Here is a 23,955-nt window from a genome sequence, read left to right as displayed (position 1 = left end):
CCAGGCTAGACCAGGAACCCGCTGTTCAGGGGCCCTGAGGGTGGGCGCGAAACTCCCACCCTCAAGAGCCTCCTCAGCTGCGGCAAGGGGTTGCAACCGGTTCTCTAGGGGCAGGGCGGGGTGTAGGGGCGGCCGGGAAGGTGGCGGGCCCATTCCTCGCGGGTGATCGACGTGCCGGCCGACTCGCAGACCCGGGCGCTCGCCTGCTCGGCGTTCAGCCCCCAGAGCTGCACGGCGCTGCCCGACGTGCCGGCCAGCACGGTGCCGTCGGGCCCCGGCACGGCGTCCAGCACCGGGCGCTGCCCCGCGAACACCGCCCACGGCGCGGGGCCGGCCGGATCGACGACGTCCCACACGCGCACGGTCCTGTCGTCGGAGGCCGTGACGAGCCTGCGGTCGTCGGCGGCGAACGCCACCGCCGCCACGTCGCCGTCGTGGCCGGTCAGCTCCGCCAGGCGGCGGGGGGAGGCGGGGTCGGAGACGTCCCAGAGCCGGGCCGTGCCGTCGGACGACGCCGTGGCCAGCGTCTCGCCGTCGTGGCTGAACCGCAGGCCGAGCACCTCGCCGGCGTGCGCGGTGAACGTGGCCGCCGCTTCGGGGCGGGCCGGCTTGGAGACGTCCCAGAGCCGTACGGACGAGGTGCCGGAGCCGGTCGCCACCAGCTTGCCGTCGGGGCGGAACGCGGCGGCCCGCAGCCGGGCGTCGGCGGGGCCGAGGTAGGCGAGGCGCACGGGCGCGGCCGGCGTGGCGACGTTCCACAGCGCGGCCCTGCCGTCGGCGGCGGTGGTCAGCACCGTACGCTCGTCGGCGCCGTACGCGGCCGAGCGGATGCCGCCGGTGATCGTGCCGAGCAGCTTGGGCGCGGCGGGCGAGGAGACGTCCCAGAGGCGGGCGGTGCCGTCGCGCGAGGCGGTGACCAGACGGCTGTCGTCGGGGCTGAACGCGGCCGTCAGCACCGGCTCGGTGTGGCCGGACAGCGTGGACTGCGGGGTGACGGCGGCCGGGTCGGAGACGTTCCACAACATGACGGTCTCGTCGTCGGAGGCGGTGGCCAGCGTGGTGCCGCCCTTGGAGATCGCCACGGCGTTCACCTCGCCGGTGTGCCGGGCGAGCCTGGCGCGGGGGGCGAGGCGGGCGGCGTCGGAGACGTTCCAGAGGCGGGCGACCCCGTCGGCCGAGGACGTCGCCAGCCGCCCGCCGTCGGGGCTGAACGCCACGCCCGTCACCGCGTCGGGGGCGCCCGCCAGGGTCGCCGCGAGCTCGGGTGCGGCCGGGTCCGCCACGCTCCACAGCCGGACGTCGGCGTCGTTCGACGCGGCGGCCAGCAGAGTGCCGTCGGGGGTGAACGCGACGTCGTGCACCGCCGCGCCGCTGCCCTTCGCGGTGCCGGACAGCTTCCCGGCGGCGACGTCCCACAGCTCGACCGTGCCGTCCGCCGTGCCCGCCGCCAGGTTCTGGCCGTCGGGGGAGAAGGCGACGCCGCGCACGCCGTCGTGCTGCGAGGTCAGCGTCGCGAGCGTGGCAGGCGTGGCGGGGGTGCGTACGTCGAGGATGGTGATCGTGCCACCGGCCGTCGCCAGCGCGGCCAGGCGGCCGTCGGGGCTGAAGACCGTCTCGGTGAAGTCGGCGTCCTGCCGGACCACCGACAGCGCCTTGGGCTGCTCCGTGTCGGCCGTGCTCCACAGCCGCGTCGTGCCGTCGGGCGAGGCGGTGGCGAGGACGTCGCCCTCCGGCGTGAACGCCACCGAGCCGACCGGCTCCTTGTGGCCCTTGAGCGTGGCCAGCGGCAGTGGGCGCGCGGTGTCGGAGACGTCCCACAGCCTGGCCGTGCCGTCGGCCGACCCCGTGGCCAGCACCTTCCCGTCGGCGGTGAACGCGACCGCGCGCACCCCGTCCGTGTGCCCCTCCACCACGCCCAGCGGCCTGGGCCGCAGCGGGTCGGCGACGTTCCACAACCGGGCGGTGGCGTCGCCCGACGCCGTCACGGCCACCCGGCCGTCGGGACGGTAGGCCACCCGCTCGACGGGCGCGGTGTGGCCGATCAGCCGCGCGCCGATCGGGCGCGAGAGCGAGCCGAGCAGCGCGCCGCGCGCCTCGGGCGTGGGGGACAGGCGGTAGGCCGCCAGCGCGAGCTGGGCGCCGAGCGAGGTGTCGCCCGTGCCGCTCGCCGCCGCCGCGACCTCCCGCGACAGCGCCTCGTCGCGCACCCTGGACGCCTCGGCCGCCCGCGCGTCGGCCCTGCCGCCCTGCACCACCGCGACGACGCCGCCCGCCGCCCCTGCCAGCACGAGCGCGCTGAGCACGGCGATGGCGCCCCGCGCCACCAGCTTCTTGCGCTCCTGCCGCCGCCGCGACGCGACGAGGAACTCCCCCTCCTCCGCACTCACCTCTCCCGATGCCGGCCCACCCGCCGCGACCCCCCGCGCGACCTTTCGAGCCGCCTTCCCCGGCTCCCGCCGGGTGCGGCCGACGACGGTCTCCGCGGTGGTGAGGCGGTCGTCGGTGTAGAGGTGGGAGGGGTTCCTGCCGTCCTCGCGCCACAGGGCGGCGTCCTCGGCCAGCCGGGCGCGGACGAGCAGACTCGCCCGCCGCGACTCCGCCCAGCTCGCCAGCCGGGGCCAGCCCCGCACCAGCGCCTCGTGCACCAGCCGCGCCTCGTCGCGCTCGACGACGACCAGCCGCGCCCTGGCCAGCTCGGCCAGCACCTGGCCCGGCACCGACTCCGGCCCCTGGCTCAGCTCGGCCACCGGCACCCGGCACGGCACCGCGCCCGCCCGCTCGTCCACCCGCACCAGCCGCTCCAGCAGCGCCCGCGCCACCGGCTCCGACTCGGTGCCGAGCCGCCGCAGCGTCTCCTCGCCGCTCATCGCGATCGCCCGCGCGACCCCGCCGGCCGCGCGGTAGCCCTCCATGGTGAGCACCCCGCCGGTACGCCGCCGCCACGTCGCCAGCAACGCGTGCGACAGCCGCGGCAACTGGTCGTCGGAGACCCCGCGCAGGTCCTCCAGGATCAGCTCGGTCAGCCCCGGCTCGACGGCGAGCCCGGCCCGCGCGGCCGGCTCCTCGACGGCCCTGCGCACCCCGGCGGGCGACATCAGCGGCACGATCTCCGGCCGCCGCATCGACCCGAGCAGCCCCGGGTAGGCCGCGCAGCGCGCGAAGAAGTCACCGCGTACGGCGATCACCACCGCAGCCGACCCCGACAGCTCGGCCAGCGCCGCCACGAACCGCCGCCGCGCCGTCTCGTCCCCGCAGGCGGTGAACACCTCCTCGAACTGGTCCACCACCACCAGCGTCGGCCCGGGCAGCCCGCGCCGGGCCGCGCCGGGGTCGGACTCGATGATCGCCCGCAGGCGTACGGGATCGGCCCCGCCGAGCGCGGCCAGCTCACGGGCCAGCGCCGCCGTCGGCTCTGAGCCGGGGGTCAGCACCACGCACCGGCCCACCTCGTCCTTGAGCGCGGGCAGCAGCCCGGCCCGCAGCAGCGACGTCTTCCCGCAGCCCGACGGCCCGGTGACGAGCAGCGGCCCGCCGGTCTCGAACGCCTGCCCCCCGAGCACCATCGGCGGCCGCGCCGCCCTGAGCGCCTGCCGGACCCGCGCGGCCAGCGACCGCGTCGCGTCCTCGCGCCCGGCGAACACCCCCGCCTGCTCCGGCCCGTACGCCACCAGCCCCCGGTAGGGGCTGTCGGGGTCGCCCGGCGCGCCCACCGGACGCTGCCGCACCCGGGGCGCCGCGTGGGCCGGGTTCGCGGCCAGCGGCGGCAGCTCACGCAGCTCGCCCGCCTCCCGCCGGGGGCGCGGGAACCCTGCGGCGGGCAGTGAGCGGGCCAGGCGGTGGTGGACGTGGTCGAGCGTGAACGCGGCCGGCCCCTCGGGGTCGCCCTCGTGCAGCAGCCGCAGCAGCCCGCCGCTGAGCGCGGTGTGCCGGACGCCGGGCAGCGCCCACGAGTTGGGATCGCGGCTCGACGAGGCCAGCACGTAGGCGCCGGGCCAGGCCAGCGGCTGATCCATCGCCTTGGCGGGCACCGGCCGCCCGCCGCCGCTGAAGCAGCAGTCGAGCACCACCACGGCCAGCTCGGCCCGCGACCCGGCGAGGATGCGCCGCACCAGCGCGTACGGCAGCGCCTGATAGCCCGCGGTGCCCTCGAAGAGGTCGACGGTCGCCCCGGTGGCGAGATAGAGCTCGTCACCGGGCCCGAACAGGGCATGCCCCACGAAGTGGAACATCAGCACATTCGTCGCCTCGCGCGCCGCCCGCTCCAGCGCCTCGCCCAGGTCGCCGGGCGTGGGCGGGTCGAGCAGCACGTCGAGCCGGTCGGGCGCCAGGCGCGCCCGCTCGACCAGGCAGCGGGCGACGTCGGTGAGGGTGGCGGCCACGGCGGGCGCCTGCGGCAGCCGGGACGCGGGCCGATGCGTGCCCGTGCCGGCCAGCAGCACCCGGGCCCCCGCGTCGGCCAGCAGCAACGGTGGACCGTTCCAACGGGAGTCGCGCACGAGCCGCGTCTTCTCGATCGTGGCTGCTGATTCGTCCTCGGTCATCCGGCGTTCCACCGCGCAAAGGCTCGTCGGGTTCGGCGTTCGTAGGATGCCAATGTACGCACGTCCGGGGCGGCCGTCGAGGGGCACGAACGGCCGCTCAGCCGCCGCTATCGCCGCATATTCGGGCAGATCATGGCGGCAATCGGGGTCACCAGTTGGCGGGCAGCCCAGGAGTCGTGGCGGGCAGCCGGCGGCCCTGCGGATGGATCACGTACGCGACGCCGCCGCTGCTCGAACTCCGCAGCCACACGTTCTCGAACGCGGCCCGCGGATAGACCCGCCGCACGGCCGCGTTGCTCGGCGAGGCCGGGTCGTTGGCGATCACGTCGCCGGTCTCCGTGAAGCCGACGACGACCATGAGGTGGCCGTCGGTGCCGTAGCCGGCGCCCGGCAGTTCCTCCTTGTTGAACGACTGCGAGGTGATCACCGGAACGCCGGCGCTGATCAGCAGCTCCAGCTCCGTCAGCGAGCGCAGCCGGGTGATGAACCCGTCGAGGCCGTAGCGGCCGGCGTAGGCGGTGTTGAACGGCCAGTTGCCGGTGCCCCTGTAGGCGTGGTCGTAGGTGAAGCGGGCGGCGTGGTCGACCTCGGGGTTCGGGTCGGAGTCCTTGACCCAGGCGGTGTCCTGCTCACTGGGCCAGGTGTCCCAGTAGCCCATGACCATCGTGGTCGAGGTCGGGCTGCACCACGCCTCGCCGCCGCCGTTCCACTCGGGGTAGTGGCCCTGGTGGATGTTCTGGGAGCGGCGCGGCACGGCCAGTTCCTCGCCCCACGCGCCGCCGCCTGGACTGACCGGCACGCTCGCGCGGAGCGGCACGTTGGAGCTCATCACGCCGGACGTCCGCACCCGCGGCGTCACGGAAGACCCCGGCCGCCGGTAGAGGGTCAGCCGGAGCTGGTAGGCGCTGAGCGGCTTGCCGGCCGCCGCGACCAGCGTGTCGACCGCCACCTTCCCGTCGGCGTCGGACTGGCCGGACACCGAGGTGCGCAGCACGTCGCCCTCCGCGTACGACCAGCGGCCCAGGGAGTACCACCGGGTCAGCCCCTCGGCGTTCCTGCCCCTCGCCTCGACCTGCAGCCAGCTTCCCGGTGGCACGTCGGCCGTCCACGACGCGATCAGCTCGGTGGCGGGGAAGCCGATGACCTGCTCGGGCCCGGTCCAGCGGGCGTACTCCCACGTCTTCGTGCCCAGCGCGTCGGTGTGGGAGACGGTGCCCACCGCCTCCCCGAACGCGAGCCCGCCCGCCGCCGTGGTGCCCTCGGCGGTGCCGGTGGTGAAGTCGGCCCGCTGGAACACCACGTCGGGCACCGTCGCGGCCGGTTTCGCCCCGGCCGGGGCGGCACAGGTCGTGACCAGGGCGAGAGTGGACAGGAACACGGTCAGCGCACGCATGGACCCACCTTGCTCTGAAGGCGCTCGGTGGGGCCGACAGTATGCGCAGCGGGTGTGCCGAGCATCGGCAGATCTACGTATCAGGCGAGAGTCTGGGTCAATTCGTTCCGGTCCGCGGTGCACACCAGGCGGCCGCGGGCGCCGTTCACGATCGGCATGTACGGCGGCACGTGCCCGCACTCGACCTCGGCCACGATCGGCACGCCGAGCCCGCCCAGCGCGTCCAGCACGGCCTCCTCCTGGCTCAGCGAGGGAAGGCCGGGCGCCGAGGTGCGGCCCACGATGACGGCGTTCGCGCCGGTGAAGAAGCCGGCCAGGCGCATGCCGTGCAGGTGGCGGCAGATCTCGCCCGCGTCGTGCTCGCACGCCTCGACGTAGACCAGCAGGCCCTCGTCACCGGCCGCCGCCGCGAAGGCGGGCACGTCGGCGTAGGGGGTGCCGGCGACGTCGGCGAGCGTCTCGATGCAGCCGCCGATCAGCCGGCCGGTCACCTCGAGGTCGCCGTCGCCGTCGAGCCGCCGCCACCGTCCTGGGGTGTCCAGCGTGAACGTGTCCACCTCGGGCGTCTCGACGTAGTCGTCGCGGCCGTGCGCGCGGTGGCGGCCGGGCGGGAGCTGGGTGAACGTCGTGCCAGGCGTCATCGTGACGATGTCGAGCCAGGTCAGCAGGCCCTCGGGGGCGCGGTAGGGGGTGTCCATCAGGTTGTTGCCGTGGACCGTGGCCACGCCGGTGAGAAGCGTCAGCGGGGTGATGATCGTGGACATGTCCGAATAGCCCACCACCCAGGTCGGCTCGGCGGCGCGCAGCGCGTCCCAGTCGAGCAGCGGCAGCAGGTCGATCGCGGTCTGGCCGCCCCACGGCGGCACCACGGCCCTGATCGTGGGGTCGGTGAGCAGGGTCATCAGCTCGCGGGCCCGGTCTTCCGCCGGGGCGCTGACGTGGCCTTGGTCGTACAGGCAGGAGCCCGTCACCACCTCGAACCCGCGCGACTCCACCGTGCGGATCGCCGCTTCGAGCCGGGCGCGCAGCACGTCGGGCACGCCGGAGGAGGGGGCGGTGACGGCGACGCGGTCGCCGGGACGCAGCGGGGCGGGGTAACGCGGATCCATGGCGGAGATCCTCGCACGATCGCCGCCCGGGTTCGTACCCCTTTTCGCGCATGATCCCCGGTGGGATCGTGACGAGACCTACGACAGGACGGGAGCGGCTCGATATGCGGAAATATGTGATCATGGGCGTGCAGGGCAGCGGAAAGGGCACCCAGAGCGCGATGCTCGCCGCCGACCTCGACCTCGTCCACATCAGCGTCGGTGACATCTTCCGCTGGCACGTCAAGCACCACACCAAGCTCGGCGCCCAGGTACGCCGCCTCGTCGCGGCGGGCGAGCTGGTCGGTGACGACCTGGTGGCGGACGTCGTCAAGGACCGCCTCGAACTCCACGACTGGAACTACGGCTTCATCGTGGACGGCTTCCCGCGCAACCGGCGGCAGGCCGAGTTCTTCCTGGAGAGCTACGACCTCGACGGCGTCATCCACCTCGACCTGCCCGACGACGAGGTGCGCAGGCGGGTGCTGGCCCGGCGGCTGTGCGCGCGGTGCGGCATGGACTACAACCTGATCGCCCACCGGCCCGAGGAGGAGGGGCGCTGCGACGTGTGCGGCGGCGAGCTGGTGACCAGGGCGGACGACACCCCCGATGCGCTCGCCAGGCGGCTCGCCGACTACCACGACAAGACGGGGCCGGTGCTTGAGCTGTTCCGCCGCAAGGAGTACGTGCTGACCATCGACGCCCGCGCCGACAAGCTCGCCGTCCAGCGGACCATCCGCACCCGCTTCAATCTGCCGCCCTACCAGGGCTGACCCCGTGAGGCAAAGAGTCGGTCACGGCGGCTCATCGTTGCGGTCGGACCGCCCCCGGGACCCGGCCGCCCCGGAGGAGGATCGCCACCGGGTCGAGACAGGCACGTCACGCGGGGGTACGACATGGGCAGGCCCGGGATCGCGGCGATCATCGCGCTCGCCGCGCTGGGCACCGCCGCCTGGGCGGCGACCATTCCACCCGCCGTCGAGACGCTTCCGGCGGCCGGCCCACCCGCCACCGAGACACTTTCCGCCGCCGGCCCACCCGCCATCCCGCGCTCTTCGCCCGGCGCGCCGCCGCTCACCGGCGGCCGGCCTCCCGCGGACCTCGGCGCGGACGCGGGTCTCGGGGCCGGCGCGGGGGCGTGGTTCGCGCCCGGCGGCGCCGCGCGCGGTCCAGGGTCCGGGCCGGCGCCGGGCAGCGCCGCCAAGAGCGCGATGGGGCCGTCCTGGCTCGTGGGGGCGCCGACGTACGGGCCGGAAGGGGACCCGGGCGGCCGGCGGGGCGGGCCGGAAGGGGAGCCGGGCGGCCGGCGGGGCGGGCCGGAAGGGGAGCCGGGCGGCCGGCGGGGCGGGCCGGCGGCGCCCAGGCCGAGCGGGACGGGGACGCCGCGCGTCCCCACGAACCTGCACGTCACCCAGGACCTCGCGCCTGACCCCGTGATCATCGGCGGCGAGGCGGTCTACCTCATGACCGTCACGAACGCCGGCGCGACGGACGCCGCCGACGTCATCGCCACCGCCGTGCTCGACCGCGACCTCACCCCCGGCCGCCTCCCGGACGGCTGCTCGCTCACCGGACGCACGGTCACCTGCGCCATGACGCTTCCTGCAGGGGAGAGCGTCGCGTTCGAGCTGCCGGTCAGCACCGATCCCGCCCTCCAGGACGGCACGAACCTGGTCAACCGCGCCCACGTCACCGCACCGGACGCGATCGCCGGCGAGGACGAGCTGACGACGCGCGCGCGGGCGGTCGCCGAGGTCGAGGTACGCCAGGAGGGCGCCCCGCGGGAGGTGGGCCACGGCGAGCGGATCCCGTACCGGCTGACGGTGACCAACCACGGCCCCTCACGGGCCGCGAACGTCTCCCTGCACAACCCGGCCGACGGCGACCGCGCGACGATCGCCGAGCGCCCGGCCGAGTGTCCGCCCAGCGGCTCCGCGTCCACCTGCCCGCTCGGCCCGCTCTCGCCGGGGGAGAGCAGGACGTACGCGTTCAGCCTGACCCCGCACGTGGCGGGCCCGCTGACGATCTGCGCGTCCGTCACGACGGGCGGCGGCGAGGAGAACACCGAGGACAACCACGCCTGCGCCGACACGGTCGTGACGGCGGCGGAACCGGCCCAGGCGAGCGTCGAGGAGCCGGAGGAGACCCCCGAGCCCACCCCCAGCGCCTCCCCGGACAAGGAGCGCAAGAACACCGGGCACGAGCCGGGCGAGCCCCGCCGCGAGCGCGTCCCCGAGCCACCGGCCGCCGCCGGAGACGTGCCGCCGCCCGCGCACCACGGCGATGAGACCCTGCCGCTGACCGGCGCGTCGATGTGGATGCTCGGCCTCGGCGTGGCGGTGCTGCTCGCGATCGGCCTGCTCGTCCGCTTCTTCTCCCACCAGGACAGGCGAACCCCCTGACCTGCACCTGCCCGGCCTCAGTCCAGGACGTCGCGGGTCCACGACCCGAGCACGAGCAGGGTCTTGGTGCCCGTGACGTTCCCGGCCCTGCGCAGCCGGTCGATGACCTGCTGGAGGTGGCCGAGGTCGCGCACCCGTACGTGGATCAGCGCGTCCGGGTCGCCCGCGATCGTGAACACGGCCTGCACCTCGGGCACGTCGGTGGCGGTGCGGATGATCTCGGCGACCGGGGTGGTGCCGGGGTAGCGCAGCTCGGTGAAGGCCTCGATGCCCCAGCCGAGCTTGGCGTAGTCGATCTGCACGGCGAAACCGGTGATCACGCCCAGCTCCTTGAGCCGGTCCACCCGCCGCTTGACCGCCGCCACCGACAGCCCGATACGCTCGGCCATCTCGGAGAACGTCCTGCGCCCGTCCTCGCGCAGCAGTCGCAGCACCTGGTGATCGATGTCGTCCACGTCAGGCACGGAGTACGCCCCCTTCATGCGCAAAGAACGCCGGCTGGCACGTCCATGAACTCATATTGTTTGCGTCTTCGGCCCGGTTTCTCGTCTAATACTTGCGCATATCATGCCCTGGTTGCTGTGCTGAGAAGCACGGCGCCCACGAGGCGAGCACGTAAGAAAGCCAGGAGGTTCGCATGAGCGTGAGCGAGACTCCCGCCCCCGTGTCGCTCGACGACAAGTACGCGGCGCAGGACGGCCGTGTGCTCATCTCGGGCATCCAGGCCCTGGTCCGCTTGACGCTGGAGCAGCGCCGCCTGGACGACGAGCGCGGGCTGGACACCCGGGCGTTCGTCAGCGGCTACCCGGGTTCGCCGCTGGCGGGCGTGGACCTGGAGATGGGCAGGGCGGCGACGTTCCTGGAGCCCGCCGGCGTGGTGGTCAAACCCGGGCTGAACGAGGAGCTGGCGGCCACGGCGGTGGCCGGCACGCAGCTGCTCGACCAGGTGCCGGGCCGCCGCCACGAGGGCGTGACGGGCTTCTGGTACGGCAAGAACCCCGGCCTCGACCGGGCCGCCGACGCCCTCAGGCACGCCAACGTGGCGGGCACGGCCCCGCTGGGCGGCGCGGTGGCCTGGATCGGCGACGACCCCGGCTGCAAGTCGTCCACGCTGCCCAGCTCGTGCGAGCCGATGTGCCAGAGCCTGTCGATGCCGCTGCTGGCGCCGGGCTCGGTGGCCGAGATCATCGAGTTCGGGCTGCACGCGGTGGCCATGTCGCGGGCGACGGGCCTGTGGGTCGGCCTGAAGATCGTCGCCGACATCGCCGACGCCTCCGCCACCGTCGACCTCGGTCCGCTGCGCGCCGGCATCCCCGAGCCGGGGCGCGCCTCCCGGGGGCCCGCGCCCATCCTGCTCGGCCCCGCCGCGCTCGACGCCGAGCACGACATGCTCACCCGCCGCCTCGACCTGGCCCGCGCCTACGCCCGCGAGCACGGGCTCAACCGGGTGACGGCCGGCGCCGGCAACACCACCCTGGGGGTGCTCGCGTCCGGCGCCACGTACGCGGTGGTCGAACGCGCCCTCGCCGACCTCGGCATCGACGAGGCCGCGATGGACGCGCACGGCCTGCGGCTGATCAGGATCGCGATGCCGTTCCCGCTCGACCCCGCCGAGCTGGCCGAGCTGACCTCGGGCCTCGGCCGGGTGCTGGTGGTCGAGGACAAGGTGCCGTTCCTGGAGGGCCACCTCAAGCAGGCCCTGTACGGCGGCGCGCACGTTCCCGAGATCGCCGGCCGCGACCTGCTCACCGCCAGGGGCACGCTGGGCGCCGACGACGTGGCCAAGGCGATCGCCACCTGCCTCGGCATCGAGCCGCCGCGCCGCGAGCGCCGCCGTGGGCTGCTGCCGGTGGTGGCGGCGCGCACGCCGTACTTCTGCTCGGGCTGCCCGCACAACACCTCCACCCGCACCGCCGACGGCACGCTGGTCGGCGTGGGCATCGGCTGCCACGCGATGATCGCGCTCGACGGTCACGGGCGCGGCACCCAGGTCGGCATCACGCAGATGGGCGGTGAGGGCGCGCAGTGGATCGGGCTGTCGCCGTTCACCGACGACCGGCACTTCGTGCAGAACCTCGGCGACGGCACCTACCACCACTCCGGGTCGCTGGCCATCAGGGCGGCGGTCGCGGCGGGGGTGCCGATGACGTACAAGCTGCTCTACAACGACGCGGTCGCCATGACCGGCGGGCAGCGGCCCGAGGGGCGGCTGGACGTGCCCGCGCTGACGCGGGAGCTGGCCCTTGAGGGTGTGCGGCGGGTGGTGATCACCACGCCGGAGCCCGAGACATACCGGGGGGTGCAGCTCGCGCCGATCGCCTCCGTACGGCACCGCGACGACCTGCCCGAGGTCGAGAAGGAACTGGCCGCGATCGGCGGGGTGACCGTGCTCATCCACGACGACCGCTGCGCCGCCGAGGAACGACGGCTGCGCAAGCGCGGCAAGCTACCCACGCCCGCCCAGAAGGTGCACATCAACGAGCGGGTCTGCGAGGGCTGCGGCGACTGCGGCGACGTCTCCACGTGCCTGTCCGTGCAGCCGGTCGAGACCGAGTACGGCCGCAAGACCCGCATCCACCAGGCGTCCTGCAACACCGACCTGAGCTGCCTCAAGGGCGACTGCCCTTCGTTCCTGCTGGTCGAGCCGGGCACCAAGGAGCCGAGGAAGGCGCCCGCGCCGCCCGTCACCCCGCCAGAGCCGGTCACCTCCCACGGCGACGAGACGCTCATCAGGATGCCCGGCATCGGCGGCACCGGCGTGGTCACCGTCTCGCAGATCCTGCAGATGGCCGCCCACCTCGACGGGCTGCACGCCACCGGCCTTGAGCAGACCGGGCTCGCGCAGAAGGGCGGGCCCGTGGTCAGCGACGTGCGCATCGGCAAGCGGCCGCCGGCCGGGCACGTCCGCGCCTCACGGGGCAGCGCCGACGTGCTCATCGGGTTCGACGTGCTGGGGGCGGCGGCCGACGCCACGCTGTCCGTGGCGGCGCCCGGGCGTACCGTCGCCGTGCTGAACACCTCCGTCGTACCCACCGCCGCCATGGTGACCGGCCGCGTCCCCGTCCCCGGCCACGCCGACGCGGTCGCCCGCGTCGCCTCCGCCACCCGCGCCCAGCACTGCGTGGACGCGCACGCGCTGTCGGAGGAGCTGTTCGGCGACCACATGCCGGCCAACCTGCTGCTGCTCGGCGCCGCGTACCAGCACGGCTGCCTGCCCGTCGGCGCCGAAGCGATCGAGCGGGCCATCACGCTCAACCGGGCCTCCGTCGAGCAGAACCTGGCCGCGTTCCGGTGGGGGCGGGCCGTCGCGCACGACCCCGACGCCGTACGCGGGGCCGTGCTGCCCGCGCCTCCCGAGCCGCCGACGTTCGAGGAGGTCGTGGCCGACCGCGTCGCCGACCTCACCGGCTACCAGAACGCCACCTACGCCCGTACGTACGCCGACGACGTCCGCAGCGTCGCCGCCCACGCTCTGGAGCGGGCCGGTGAGGAGGCCGGCGCCGCCATCGCCCTCGCCTACGCGCGCGGCCTGCACAAGCTGATGGCCTACAAGGACGAGTACGAGGTCGCCCGCCTCCATCTCGACCCGGCCGAGCAGGCGCGGCGCGAGCGCGAGTTCGGCACCGGCGCGAAGGTGTCGGTGCTCCTCCACCCGCCCGTCCTCCGCGCGATGGGCATGAAGCGCAAGATCAAGGTGGGGCGCTCCGCCGGGGTGCTCTTCCGCGGCCTGCGCGCCGCCAAGGTGCTGCGGGGGACCGCGTTCGACGTGTTCGGCAAGGCCGAGGTGCGGCGGGTGGAGCGGGCGCTGATCGACGAGTACCGCGGCCTCGTCCGCACCGCGCTCGACCGCCTCACCCCGGACAACGCCGCCGTCGTCGAGGAGCTGGCGGGCCTGCCCGACCTGATCCGCGGGTACGAGGACATCAAGCTCGCCCGGGTCGCCGAGTTCCGCGAACGCGCGCAGAAAGCGTTGGAGAACCTCTGAATCCTCAGGAGTCATCGTGACCGTCGAACGCCTGCTGCCGGACCAGGACGCCAGAGACCTCATCGAGCTGACCCGCGACATCGCCGACAAGGAGCTGGCCCGCCGGGTCGACGAGCACGAACGCTCCGAGACCTACCCCGAGGGCCTGTTCGCCACCTTGGGCGCGGCCGGGCTGCTCGGCCTGCCCTACCCGGAGGAGTACGGCGGGGGCGGGCAGCCGTACGAGGTGTATCTGCAGGTCATCGAGGAGCTGGCGATGCGCTGGGCGGCCGTCGCCGTCGCCACCAGCGTGCACACGCTGGCCTGCTACACCGTCTCCACCCACGGCACCCCCGAGCAGCGCGATCGGTGGCTGCCCCGCATGCTGGCGGGCGAGCTCGTCGGCGGCTACAGCCTGTCCGAGCCGCAGGCCGGCTCCGACGCCGGGGCGCTGACCTGCCGCGCCGAACGCGTCGCCGACGGCTACCGCATCACCGGCAACAAGGCGTGGATCACGCACGGGGGCATCGCCGACTTCTACGCCCTCTTCGCCCGTACCGGGTCCGGCTCGCGCGGCGTCTCCTGCTTCCTCGCCCCCGGCGCCGCCGACGGCCTCACCTTCGGCCGCCCGGAGGAGAAAATGGGGCTGCACGCCGTACCGACGACCAGCGCCCACTGGGACGGGGTGCTCGTGGACGCCGACCGCCTCATCGGCGAGGAGGGCCAGGGCCTCCAGATCGCCTTCAGCGCCCTCGACTCCGGCCGCCTGGGCATCGCCGCCTGCGCCACGGGCCTCGCCCAGGCCGCCCTGGACGAGGCGGTGGCGTACGCCAAGGAACGCCAGACCTTCGGCAAACGCATCATCGACCACCAGGGCCTCGGCTTCCTGCTGGCCGACATGGCCGCCGCCGTCGACACCGCCCGCGCCACGTACCTGGACGCCGCCCGCCGCCGCGACGCCGGCATGCCGTACAGCCGCCACGCCTCGATCGCCAAACTGGCCGCCACGGACGCCGCCATGAAGGTCACCACCGACGCCGTCCAGGTTTTCGGGGGGTACGGGTACACGCGGGAGTTCCGGGTGGAGAGATACATGCGCGAAGCGAAGATCATGCAGATCTTCGAAGGCACCAACCAGATCCAGAGATTGGTGATCAGCCGCTCGCTGGCCAAGTAGCATCTGACCTGAGAAAATCCCGCTTCCTTGTGCTGGGAGGCGGGGTTCTTGGTCATCGAACCCGGCGTGGCCGATCAGGCGTCTGTCAGCCGTCGCCGTTTGCCGTGCCGCAGCTGCTCACCCAGTAGTCTCAGCCACACTGCTCCTCCTGCTCCTTTGCAACCTCAGCAAGGGTGCCCTCCCAGTAGCTTGGTCCAAGCCGGAATGGACCTGAAGGCGATTGAGGACTTTCTCGCGTCGCTGGGGCTGAGGCTGCACCCGGACAAGACGAAGATCGTTGACCTCAGAGAGGGCCGGGAAGGACTCGACTTCCTCGGCTGCCACTTCCGCGCCCGTTTTTCTGGCCGGTCGTGGGTGAAGTACGGCACCGTCCGCTTTTACCTGCACCGCTGGCCGAGTCGGACGGCGATGAAGAGACTCGGGTCCAAGGTCCGGGAGCGGACCGACCGCCGCCGGTCGGGAACGGGACGTAACCTGCGAGCTGCTCAGACGGCGCAATGGACTGAGGAGTGGTTCAACGGGCACGGCCTGCGTCGCCTGCGGGGCACGATCCGCTATCCGAAGGCAGCGTAACCATTTCAAAAAGATCATCGATAAGCCGTATGCAGGAAAACCGAAGTACGGAATTGAAAGGGGATGGGGGGCCGGGCCTTCACGGCACCGCGCCGCTGACTACCCATGGAACCCATGGAGATCCGAATCGTGATGCCGTTCGACCCCGCCTTCCACGACCCGAACAGCGTCGCGGCCACCGAGCGATGCTGCAGTCAGCACGGCAAGGACTATTGCGACGAGCCGCCGGTCGCCAGCGTCTACTACCCACCGAACGGCAGAGTCTCGGCCTGCGCCAGAGCCCTGCACGGCATCATCGACGACGCGTTGAGCAAGTTGCCTCAATCGCGGTAGGTGGAGATAGCGTCACTGTTGCCCCACCCAAGCAGCGGCGTGCCTGCTTGCTCGGGCAGTCAGTGCTGGGTGGATTCAGCCGGCCATCCGTTCTTGTCAGGCGCCTTCGAGCGGCGGACAGTGTCCAGATGTGGCGCTATCAGATAATCTGATTTGATGAAGGTGATGACTGCCACCGAAGCGTCTCGCAGCTTCGCTACCGTTCTTGACGAGGCTGAGCGCGGGGAGACGATCGTGGTGACCCGTGGCGGTAAGCAGATAGCCGTGATCGGCCCCGCACCCACCGCTCCAGGGCGTATGGTCAAGGCGTTTCTGGCCAGAAACGTGGGGAGACTGGACCCGGACTTCGAGGCCGATGTCTCCGCGGCCCGAGAGGTGATCGACGACGAGATGAGAAGCACGTGGCCCGACGCCTGATCCTGGACACGGGCGTGCTCATTGCCGCTGAGCGCGGCAAGGTCTCCGTTGACGCCGTGATCGACGACGCCGATGACATGGCCATCGCGGCGATCACCGTGGCCGAACTGCTCGTCGGGGTGGAGATGGCCGATGCGGCTCGGCGACCTGATCGGCAGGCCTTCGTGGATGAGGTCCTCGCACTGATTCCCGTCGAGGAGTACACGACGGACGTCGCCAGAGTCCATGCTCGTCTTATGGCGCATGTACGACGCGAAGGTAAGTCGCGAGGAGCGTACGATCTGCTGATCGCTGCGACGGCCGCCGCCACTGCGAGAACCCTGATCACCATGGACGCCTCGGCCGCCTTCCACGATCTCCCAGGTGTTCGCGCTCAGGTGGTTCCTCGCTGAACAAGTCATGCAGGGCCACACCGTTACCGGACAGATGCGACCTGCGCGAACCCGGCGCTCCTGAGCTGGGTGGCGGGGTTCTTCGGGTTTATTCGACGATCTCGTTGAGGGCGTCCTCGTAGGACCTGGCGTCGGAATGGGTCATACTCTTGTCCGCCCGTACTACGCCGTTTCCTTTGGCGTACGTGTACTCAGCGAGCATGGGACTCTTGCCTAACGCCTGGATCGCCGGTGCGTACCCGCCCCCTCTTGACCGGTCCGTGTTCTTCCTCCAGTCAGTTCACCAGTTCCAGCAGCCGGTTTCTGTCCACTGCTTTCAGCCTCTCCGCCGAATTGGTTGGCGGTCGGTATCGGTGTTCTGGGATGGTGCGGGGATGGAGAGTGTGGTGCGGGATGTGGGTCAGTTGGTTGAAGCTGTCGAGCGGGGGGAGCGGGTCAAGTACCTCATGTTCTGGGGGCATCGGGCGCCGCGGGACGGTGGGGTGGGGGCTGGGTGTCTGTCGCAGTGGTGGCCGGCCCGGTTCGTGGTGGATGGCGTGTTCTATTCGTCGGCTGAGCATTTCATGATGGCTGCCAAGGCGCGGCTGTTCGGGGATGAGGAGATGGCGGCGGCGATTGTGGGGGCTTCGCATCCCAAGCAGGCCAAGGATCTGGGGCGGCGGGTGCGGGGGTTCCGTGAGGAGGTGTGGGAGGCGGCTCGGTTCGAGCTTGTGGTGCAGGGGAATCTGGCGAAGTTCGGGCAGAACTCCGAGTTGCGCGACTACCTCCTGAAGACGGGGGAGCGGGTGCTTGTGGAGACCAGTCCGGTTGATCGGGTTTGGGGGATTGGGCTGGCGGCTGATGATGAGCGGGCTGAGCGGCCCCAAGCTTGGCGGGGACTCAATGTGCTGGGGTTCGCTCTTATGGAGGTTCGGGAGGTTCTGCGGCGGATGTAGGCGATTGAGTACGTGGTACTCATGTCGTACGAAGCCGCCGCCCGTACGTTCGCGACGTGTCCACCTCAGTCTTACGAGCAACACTCGCCCTCATCATGACCGTCGCGGGCCTGGTCCTCGTCGGTTCCCCCGCCCGCGCGGCGGACACCCAGCCGCTGAACGTGCGGATCCTTCTCGTGAACTGCGTGGCCGCCTGCGATGAGCGGGGGCTGGAAGCCGCCGGCGAGAAGACGCCGGACTTCTACGGGAAGATCACGTTCGCCGGCTTCGCCACTCACACCACCCCCAGAGCACCCGACGACCAGGTGCAGGTCGCCCCGTTCTGGACACACTCCCAGCAGATCCCCACGACGGTGGTCGAGCAGGAGATCTCGGTGCAGATCTGGGACCACGACAGCACCTCCGGCGACGACCTGGCCGACACCTCGCCGGTCGCCGGGCAGGCCGACACGCGGTTCAAGGTCAACATGATCCACGGCACGGTCTCCGGCGACCTGAACGACAGCACGGGGTGCGTGGCCGGGAACGGAGAGCCGGGCGGCGGCGTCTTCGGGCCGGATCCGAAACCGTCGGCGCAGGTCTGCATCGAGGTCACGCCGACCTCGGTCACCGACTCGGACCGGGACGGGTTCACCGACTACGAGGAGTACCGCGGGCTCGACTTCGACGACGACGACGTCGTGGACCTGACCCTGCCGGACGTGGATCCGGACCGCCGCGACCTGTACGTCGAGATCGACTGGATGAAGGACAGGAAGCCGCAGCCCGGCGTGCTGGAGAGGGTCGAGGAGGTGTTCGACGTAGCTCCGGTGACCAACGAGCAGACCGGCGGGAAGGGCCTGGCGCTGCACCTGCTGGCGGACGAGGAGGTGCCGTTCGCCGAGTCGATCGACTTCAGCGACGACCGGCAGCCCGGCGCGTACGACGACTTCGACGACATCAAGTCGGGAGCCCCCGGCTCCTGCGGCCCCGGCGACGGCGGGCACTTCGGCACGAAGGCCGACCGGGCGAGCCCTGTATGCGGGGAGATCGTGCAGTTCAAGCGCCGCCACTTCCGGTACGGGCTCTTCGTCAACGGCCTGACCGGCAGCGGCACCACGTCGGGCCGGGCGGAGCTGCACGACCGGGGCGGCGACGACTTCGTGGTGTCCCTGGGCCGCTGGACGGACGACATGCTCAAGGCGGGCGGCGGCCGGGTCGCCGTCGAGCAGGGGACGTTGCTGCACGAGCTGGGTCACACCTTCGGCCTCGGCCACGGCGGCCGCTACACCAACGGCGTGGTCGACTCGATCAACTGCAAGCCCAACTACCAGAGCGTGATGAACTACGCCTGGCAGACGCAGAACCTCGACTCCGGCCGCCCCCTCGACTACCAGCGCTTCGGCAAGCAGACGCTGCTGGAGAACGACCTCGACGAGACGCAGGAGCCGGGGCTGGCGGGCGCGCGCGATCCGGTGATCCACGGCAAGGACGGCGTGGTGGCCAGGTCCGACCCGGACGAGAAGATCGACTGGGACGGCGACGGCACGTTCACGACCGGCGCAGTCGCCGACATCAACCACATTCCGGACTTCGAGGAGGGCTGCACCAGCGACGACGCCAGTGAGCGGCTGGTCAGCAACCCCGACTGGAGCCAGCTGGTCCACGGCTTCACCGGCAGCCCGTACTGGGCCGACGGCGACCACGGCCCCATCGTGCCCGAGCTGACCGGCGACGCCGTGCTCAAGGTGACGGCGGTCGACCTGACCGCGGGCATGACCGTCGACAAGGCGGAGGCCGCGGGTGGGGACACGGTGACCGCGACTGTGACGATCGGGAACAAGGGGGCGAGCGCGTCCTCCGACACGTCGGTGACGTTCACACCGCCGGTCGGCGACCCGGTCACCCGCCCGCTGGACGACCTGGCGCCGGAGCGTACGGCGACCGAGACGTTCACGTACGAGATCCCCTGTACGGCCGCCGACGGCAGCACGCTCACCAGCACCGCCGAGGTGACGGGCGAGAACGCCGACGGCCTGCCCGAGCCGGAGTCGACGCTGGCCGACAACAAGGCCACGGCCGTCACCACGGTCAGCGCGCCGGTCATGGCGGTGACCGCCACGACGACGGCGTCGGTGCGCGCGGGCGAGGCGATCACGTACACGATCGGGCATCGCAACACCGGCCACGCGCCCGCGACGGGGGCGGAGCTGACGTACGTGCTGCCCGCCGACGTCTCTTACAGCGAGGCGCTGGACGCGGGCGCGGGCCCGCGTCCCGGCGAGGTCACCAGGAACGACGACGGTACGACGACGCTCACCTGGCCGCTCGGCGCGGTCGCGCCGGGCGCGTCCGGGGAGATCACCTTCACCGCGCGGCCCGGCCTGCTGTTCGAGGCGGGCGCCACGGTGACGGGACGGGCGAGCCTCGCCTACGGCGGCGCCAACGACTGCACGTTCGGCCCCGCCACGGCCACCGCGCAGACGGCGATCACCGAGGCCGCGCCCGGCAGGCACCCGCTGCTGTCCACGCTGTGGGCGCTGCGCACCGACCTGCGTACGGACGAGGTGCGGGCCCGCGTCCAGGCCACCGACACCCGCTTCGACGGCAACGGCGACGGGGCGCTGTCGCAGAAGGAGACGTCGGACGCGCTGCTCCTGCCCCTGCTCCAGCCCAAGGAGCTGCGGGCCGAGCTGCTGGCCACCACGCTCAACCTGGCCACCCGCCAGATCAACGCCGGCACGCACGTCCACACGGCGACCATCACCAGGCTCAAGCTCAGGACCGTCGGCGACGCCGTGCGGCACGCGCGGCAGGTCCTGGCCGACCCGCCGGCCGTGGGCAACCTCGTCGCCTACACGGACGCGACGCTGGTGCTCGTCCAGATCAACTCCGGAGTGGCGGAACGGTACTAGCAAGCACGGATGGCGGCCGCACGAATGCGGCCGCCATCCTCAGGGAAAGGTCAGGAGCTCGGGCAGGTGTGGCGGTACTCCTCGATCGCCAGCCCGCTCGGCGGCGGGCAGAGGAACTGCTCGTAGCGGGTGTCGTCGTCGACGAACCGCTTCAGCCAGGCGACCATCGACTTGGCCATCGTGGTGTTGGTGGTCTGCGGGAAGAAGTGGCTGGCGTTGTTCAGCTCCAGGTACGCCTTCTCCGACGACGCCGGGATGCTCTCGTAGAACGGCTCCGAGTGGCTGCGTACGGGGGCGATGCTGTCGCTCTCACCACCGATGATCATCGTCGGGACACGTACGCCCGACCACGACTTCTGCGTGTTCCACGGCGCGATCGGCACCGCCGCCTGCAACGAGGACCGGCTGCTCGCCGCCTCCAGCGTGCCGCCGCCGCCCATCGAGTGGCCCGCCACGGCCAGCCGCGAGGAGTCGATACGGCTGCGTACGGTCAGCGAACTGTCCTCGACCAGGTAGTCGAGGGCGGCGAGGAGCTGGCGGCCCCGGCTGTCCGGCTGGTCGTAGAGGGTGTTCGTCTCGATGCCGATCACCACGAAGCCGTGTGAGGCGATGCGCGGGCCCAGCCACGACAGGCTGGACCAGCGGGCGGTGTAGCCGGGCGAGATGGCGATCGCGCCGAACGTGCCCTGGCTGGTGTCGAGCGGATAGTAGATCGTGCCGCCGCCGAAGCCGCTCACCAGCGACGAGACGCTGGTCTGCCCGGTCGAGAACGGGCCTCTGGAGGCTTCGAGCAAGGCGTCGGTCGGGGCGGGGCCGCGCTCGTACGGGCTCGCCGCCTGGGCGGGGGAGGCGGCCGCGAGGGCGCCGGCGATCAATGAGACGGTGAGGGCGAGTGTGGTGAACGTTCGCGCGCCGAATCGGGGGGCTAAGAGCTGCACGTCGTCATACTCCCTGCTCATCGGGGGTGCTTCGGGTGGTGACAGCTGTCTTTCGCCATTGTTCGGAGCGGAGGTCAACCGTGCATCGGTGAAATCACCGGTCCTGGGATCAGGACATGAGCCTTACCAGTTCGACGCGGGAGCGGACGCCGAGCCGGCTGAAGATGTTGCGCAGGTGGTGCTCGACCGTGCGCCGGCTGAGGAACAGCTGCTCGGCCACCTCCTTGTTGGTGGCGCCCTCGGCCACCATGCGGGCGATGCGCAGCTGCTGCGGGGTGAGCTGGCTCGTGGCCGCCGCCGGTACGGGGCCGACCGGTTCGCCCGATGCGCGCAGCTCCGTCCGCGCCTGCTCGGTCCACAGGCGGGCCCCGTACCGTTCGAACGTCTCCAGCGCCGCGTGCAGGTGCGTCCTGGCCGCGCCGGGGCGGCGGTCGCGGCGCAGCGCGCTGCCGTACAGCAGCCGCGTCCGCGCCGCCTCGAACTCGTGGCCGCCCTGCCCGTGCAGCTCCAGCGCCTCCCTGAACAGCTCGTCCGCCCCGCCTGGGCCCGCCAGCAGCGCCCGGCAGCGGGCGACGAGCGCCCGCAGGTCAGGGCTGCGGGTGCTGCCCACCCAGCCCTCCAGCACCTTCAGCGCCGCCTCGGCGCCCTCATGATCTCCGGTACGCGCGCACGCCTCGATCAGGTGCGGCGTCGCCATCACCCTGATCACCACATGCCGGCTGGTACGCCGCTCCGCCCGCAACCGCCCCGCCGCGTCCGCGGGCCGCCCTGCCGCCAGGTCGAGGCAGGCCAGCGCCCACGTGCCGATCGCACCGGCGATGCCCAGGTCGTGCGCGCCGGCCAGGCCGATGGCCGCGTCCGCGCGGATCCTGCACGTCTCCTGGTCGCCCTCCACGGCCGCCGTCATCGCCAGCCAGGCCAGGTGCTGGGCGGCCGTGTTGCGCTGGCCCGCCTCCCTGGCCAGGTGGAGGCCGCGCGCCGCGGTGTCGGCGACCGAGGTGTAGCGGCCCGACCATACCTCCGGGTAGATCGCGTACTCCAGGAGCTGCGGCACCGCCGAGGCCGCCCCGCGCGCGCCGGCCGCCTCCAGCGCGCGGGCCGACAGGCGGTGGGCGGTGGCGTCCTCGCCCAGCAGCATGCTCGCCACACCCGCCCAGGCCAGCACGGAGGGGTCGTCCACTGTGCCATTCACTGTGCCGACCAACGGGTCGGCCAGCTCCACCACCCGGCGCAGCGGGGCCGCCGCCTCCCGGTGCGCGCCGCTGAACGTCGCCGCCATCCCCTCCAGGTACTCGAACATCAGCTGCGCAGGCACCTGCTCGTCCGGGCGGCGCAGGGCGGCGGCCTGCCTGGCGATCGCGATGAACGCCCGGTTGTCGCCCGCCCGGTAGCTGGCGTCCGCCGCGCGTACCAGGGCCCTGACGCCCAGCATGCGGTGGCTCTCCAGCAGCCAGGTCGCGGCGCCCAGCAGCTCCTCCCTGGCGCTGCCCGTCTCGCCGCCGAGCAGCTCCAGGCTGCCGCGCAGCAGACGTACGTGGGCGCGCACCTCGTTCGGGGCCCTCGCCAGGTCGTGCAGGCGGGCCAGGAGGGCGCGGGCCACCTGCGGGCGGCCCGCGATCCAGGCGTGCCTGGCCGCCGCGGCCAGCCGTTCCGCCTTCTCGGGGCGGTGCCCGCCGGTCAGCTCTGCCGCCCGCTCCAGCGCCAGGTACGGCTCGGGGTGGCCGCCCGGCATGCGCTCCTTGAGCGCCGCCGTGGCCAGGTCGTCGGCCAGCCGGTCCGGGTCGGCGTCCATGGCCCATGCGCGGTGCCAGGCGCTCTTGAGCTCCGTGCCTGCTCCGGCGAGGAGGTGGTGGGCGCTGCGGCGGCTCAGGAGGGTGGCGCCGTGGTAGGCGACGCCGCGCAGAGCCGGGTCGTGGAAGGCGTACCGGTCGCCGGTGGCGTACAGGATGCCGGCCCGCTCGGCCGGCTCCAGGGCGGTGAGCGCGCAGGCGGGGCGGGCCGCCGCGATCAGGGTGGGCACGTCGATCTCGGGGTCGGCGGCGATCAGCACCAGCAGCCGCCGGGTCTCCTCCGGCAGCGCGGCCAGCCGGGTTGCGTGCTCCCGCCACAACCGGCCGTCCCTGGGCAGGGTCTCGGGCGGGGCGGCGACGCCGGCGAGCTGCTCGCGGCCGAGCGACCCGATCAGCTCGGTCAGCGCCAGCGGGTTGCCCCGGGCGACCTGGTCGAGCGCCGCCAGCAACTCCTCGCTGACCTCGCCGGGCGCGAGATCGTCGGCGAGTTCCCGTACGGCCGCCCGCTCCAGTCCGCCGAGCACCCGCACCGGCAGCCCGGCCGCCCAGCCCTCGTCCGCACGCGCGCTGAACACCACCGCCACCCGCTCGCCTCCCACCCGCCTGGCCACGAACGCCAGCACCTCGCGACTGGCGTCGTCAAACAGGTGAACGTCATCCACGCAGACGAGCACCGGCCGCTCACCGGCGGCCTCCGCCAGCAGCGCGAGCACGGCCGCCGGCAACGCCAGCCCGCTCTCGGCTTTCCCGGGCGCGAGGACGGGAGCCAGCGCGCGAACCTGCGCGGCCGGTAATCGGGCAGCGGCTCCGGCGACGGGCCGCAACACCTGGTGCAACCCGGCGTACGGCAACCGCGTCTCGGCCTCGACCCCCGACGCCCGGAGCGCCAGGAACGCCTCCCCGGCCAGCCCGGCGGCGAGATCGAGGAGGGTGCTCCTGCCCATGCCCGGCTCACCGACCAGCACCAGCGCCCCGCCGTCCCCTCCCCGAGCACCGTCGAGCAGCCGCCGCAGCACCCGCTCCTCCGCACCACGACCACGCACCACCGGAACCCGCGCGACAGGGGACACGTCGTCCAGTGTTACGCGCGGATGTCAAACGTGAAAGGCCACATTCCC

The 23,955-nt window shown here is 72.7% G+C and carries 16 protein-coding genes; 10 read left to right on the top strand and 6 right to left on the bottom strand.

Going from position 1 to position 23,955, the window contains the following annotated elements:
- Window positions 1–104: 104 nt before the first annotated feature.
- The 3 genes from AB0K18_RS18810 to AB0K18_RS18800 form a co-directional block, all read right to left on the bottom strand.
- Window positions 105–4,541, bottom strand: coding sequence for a hypothetical protein (locus AB0K18_RS18810; RefSeq protein ID WP_364915476.1), 4,437 nt, complete (start codon window positions 4,539–4,541; stop codon window positions 105–107).
- A 148-nt stretch (window positions 4,542–4,689) separates the two neighbouring features.
- On the bottom strand, window positions 4,690–5,934 hold the full coding sequence (locus AB0K18_RS18805; RefSeq protein ID WP_364915474.1) for a C39 family peptidase: 1,245 nt from the start codon (window positions 5,932–5,934) through the stop codon (window positions 4,690–4,692).
- A gap of 80 nt (window positions 5,935–6,014) precedes the next feature.
- On the bottom strand, window positions 6,015–7,043 hold the full coding sequence (locus AB0K18_RS18800; protein WP_364915472.1) for a S66 peptidase family protein: 1,029 nt from the start codon (window positions 7,041–7,043) through the stop codon (window positions 6,015–6,017).
- A 104-nt stretch (window positions 7,044–7,147) separates the two neighbouring features.
- Between AB0K18_RS18800 and AB0K18_RS18795 the strand changes: the two genes are divergently transcribed.
- Both AB0K18_RS18795 and AB0K18_RS18790 read left to right on the top strand, forming a co-directional pair.
- Window positions 7,148–7,795, top strand: coding sequence for a nucleoside monophosphate kinase (locus AB0K18_RS18795; protein ID WP_364558399.1), 648 nt, complete (start codon window positions 7,148–7,150; stop codon window positions 7,793–7,795).
- Between the two features lie 123 nt (window positions 7,796–7,918).
- Window positions 7,919–9,424 carry a hypothetical protein gene (locus AB0K18_RS18790; RefSeq protein WP_364915470.1) on the top strand — a complete coding sequence of 502 codons (1,506 nt, stop codon included), beginning with the start codon at window positions 7,919–7,921 and terminating at the stop codon, window positions 9,422–9,424.
- 17 nt (window positions 9,425–9,441) lie between these two features.
- Here AB0K18_RS18790 and AB0K18_RS18785 read toward each other — a convergent pair whose 3' ends face one another.
- On the bottom strand, window positions 9,442–9,888 hold the full coding sequence (locus tag AB0K18_RS18785) for an Lrp/AsnC family transcriptional regulator (protein ID WP_364915468.1): 447 nt from the start codon (window positions 9,886–9,888) through the stop codon (window positions 9,442–9,444).
- A gap of 173 nt (window positions 9,889–10,061) precedes the next feature.
- On the opposite strand from AB0K18_RS18785, the gene AB0K18_RS18780 reads away from it, so the two are divergent.
- The 8 genes from AB0K18_RS18780 to AB0K18_RS18745 all read left to right on the top strand — a co-directional run bounded on the left by AB0K18_RS18780 (window position 10,062) and on the right by AB0K18_RS18745 (window position 20,109).
- Complete coding sequence (locus AB0K18_RS18780; protein ID WP_364915466.1) at window positions 10,062–13,409, top strand: indolepyruvate ferredoxin oxidoreductase family protein; 3,348 nt, start codon at window positions 10,062–10,064, stop codon at window positions 13,407–13,409.
- A gap of 16 nt (window positions 13,410–13,425) precedes the next feature.
- Window positions 13,426–14,565, top strand: coding sequence for an acyl-CoA dehydrogenase family protein (locus AB0K18_RS18775; RefSeq protein WP_364915464.1), 1,140 nt, complete (start codon window positions 13,426–13,428; stop codon window positions 14,563–14,565).
- Between the two features lie 204 nt (window positions 14,566–14,769).
- Entirely contained in the window at window positions 14,770–15,138 is a 369-nt protein-coding gene (locus AB0K18_RS18770; RefSeq protein WP_364915462.1) for a hypothetical protein, read from the top strand.
- Window positions 15,139–15,252: 114 nt separating this feature from the next.
- Window positions 15,253–15,471: a hypothetical protein gene (locus tag AB0K18_RS18765; RefSeq protein WP_364915460.1), complete on the top strand. Its 219-nt coding sequence runs from the start codon at window positions 15,253–15,255 to the stop codon at window positions 15,469–15,471.
- Between the two features lie 156 nt (window positions 15,472–15,627).
- Entirely contained in the window at window positions 15,628–15,888 is a 261-nt protein-coding gene (locus AB0K18_RS18760; RefSeq protein ID WP_364915458.1) for a type II toxin-antitoxin system prevent-host-death family antitoxin, read from the top strand.
- A complete protein-coding gene (locus AB0K18_RS18755) occupies window positions 15,873–16,280 on the top strand; it encodes a PIN domain-containing protein (protein ID WP_364915456.1) in 408 nt (135 codons plus the stop codon). The genes AB0K18_RS18760 and AB0K18_RS18755 overlap by 16 nt, the downstream gene beginning before the upstream one ends.
- A 374-nt stretch (window positions 16,281–16,654) precedes the next feature.
- Window positions 16,655–17,215, top strand: coding sequence for an NADAR family protein (locus tag AB0K18_RS18750; RefSeq protein ID WP_364915454.1), 561 nt, complete (start codon window positions 16,655–16,657; stop codon window positions 17,213–17,215).
- 56 nt (window positions 17,216–17,271) lie between these two features.
- Window positions 17,272–20,109: a CARDB domain-containing protein gene (locus tag AB0K18_RS18745; RefSeq protein WP_364915452.1), complete on the top strand. Its 2,838-nt coding sequence runs from the start codon at window positions 17,272–17,274 to the stop codon at window positions 20,107–20,109.
- A 50-nt stretch (window positions 20,110–20,159) separates the two neighbouring features.
- Here AB0K18_RS18745 and AB0K18_RS18740 read toward each other — a convergent pair whose 3' ends face one another.
- Together AB0K18_RS18740 and AB0K18_RS18735 are read right to left on the bottom strand one after the other, a co-directional pair.
- Window positions 20,160–21,068, bottom strand: coding sequence for an alpha/beta hydrolase (locus tag AB0K18_RS18740; protein WP_364915450.1), 909 nt, complete (start codon window positions 21,066–21,068; stop codon window positions 20,160–20,162).
- Between the two features lie 88 nt (window positions 21,069–21,156).
- Window positions 21,157–23,907, bottom strand: coding sequence for a LuxR C-terminal-related transcriptional regulator (locus AB0K18_RS18735; RefSeq protein WP_364915449.1), 2,751 nt, complete (start codon window positions 23,905–23,907; stop codon window positions 21,157–21,159).
- Between the last annotated feature and the right edge of the window lie 48 nt (window positions 23,908–23,955).

It is taken from the genome of Nonomuraea sp. NPDC049421 (assembly GCF_040677005.1).
GTDB classification, from domain to species: Bacteria; Actinomycetota; Actinomycetes; order Streptosporangiales; family Streptosporangiaceae; genus Nonomuraea; species Nonomuraea salmonea.
This window is presented reverse-complemented; position numbering and strand designations above follow the sequence as displayed.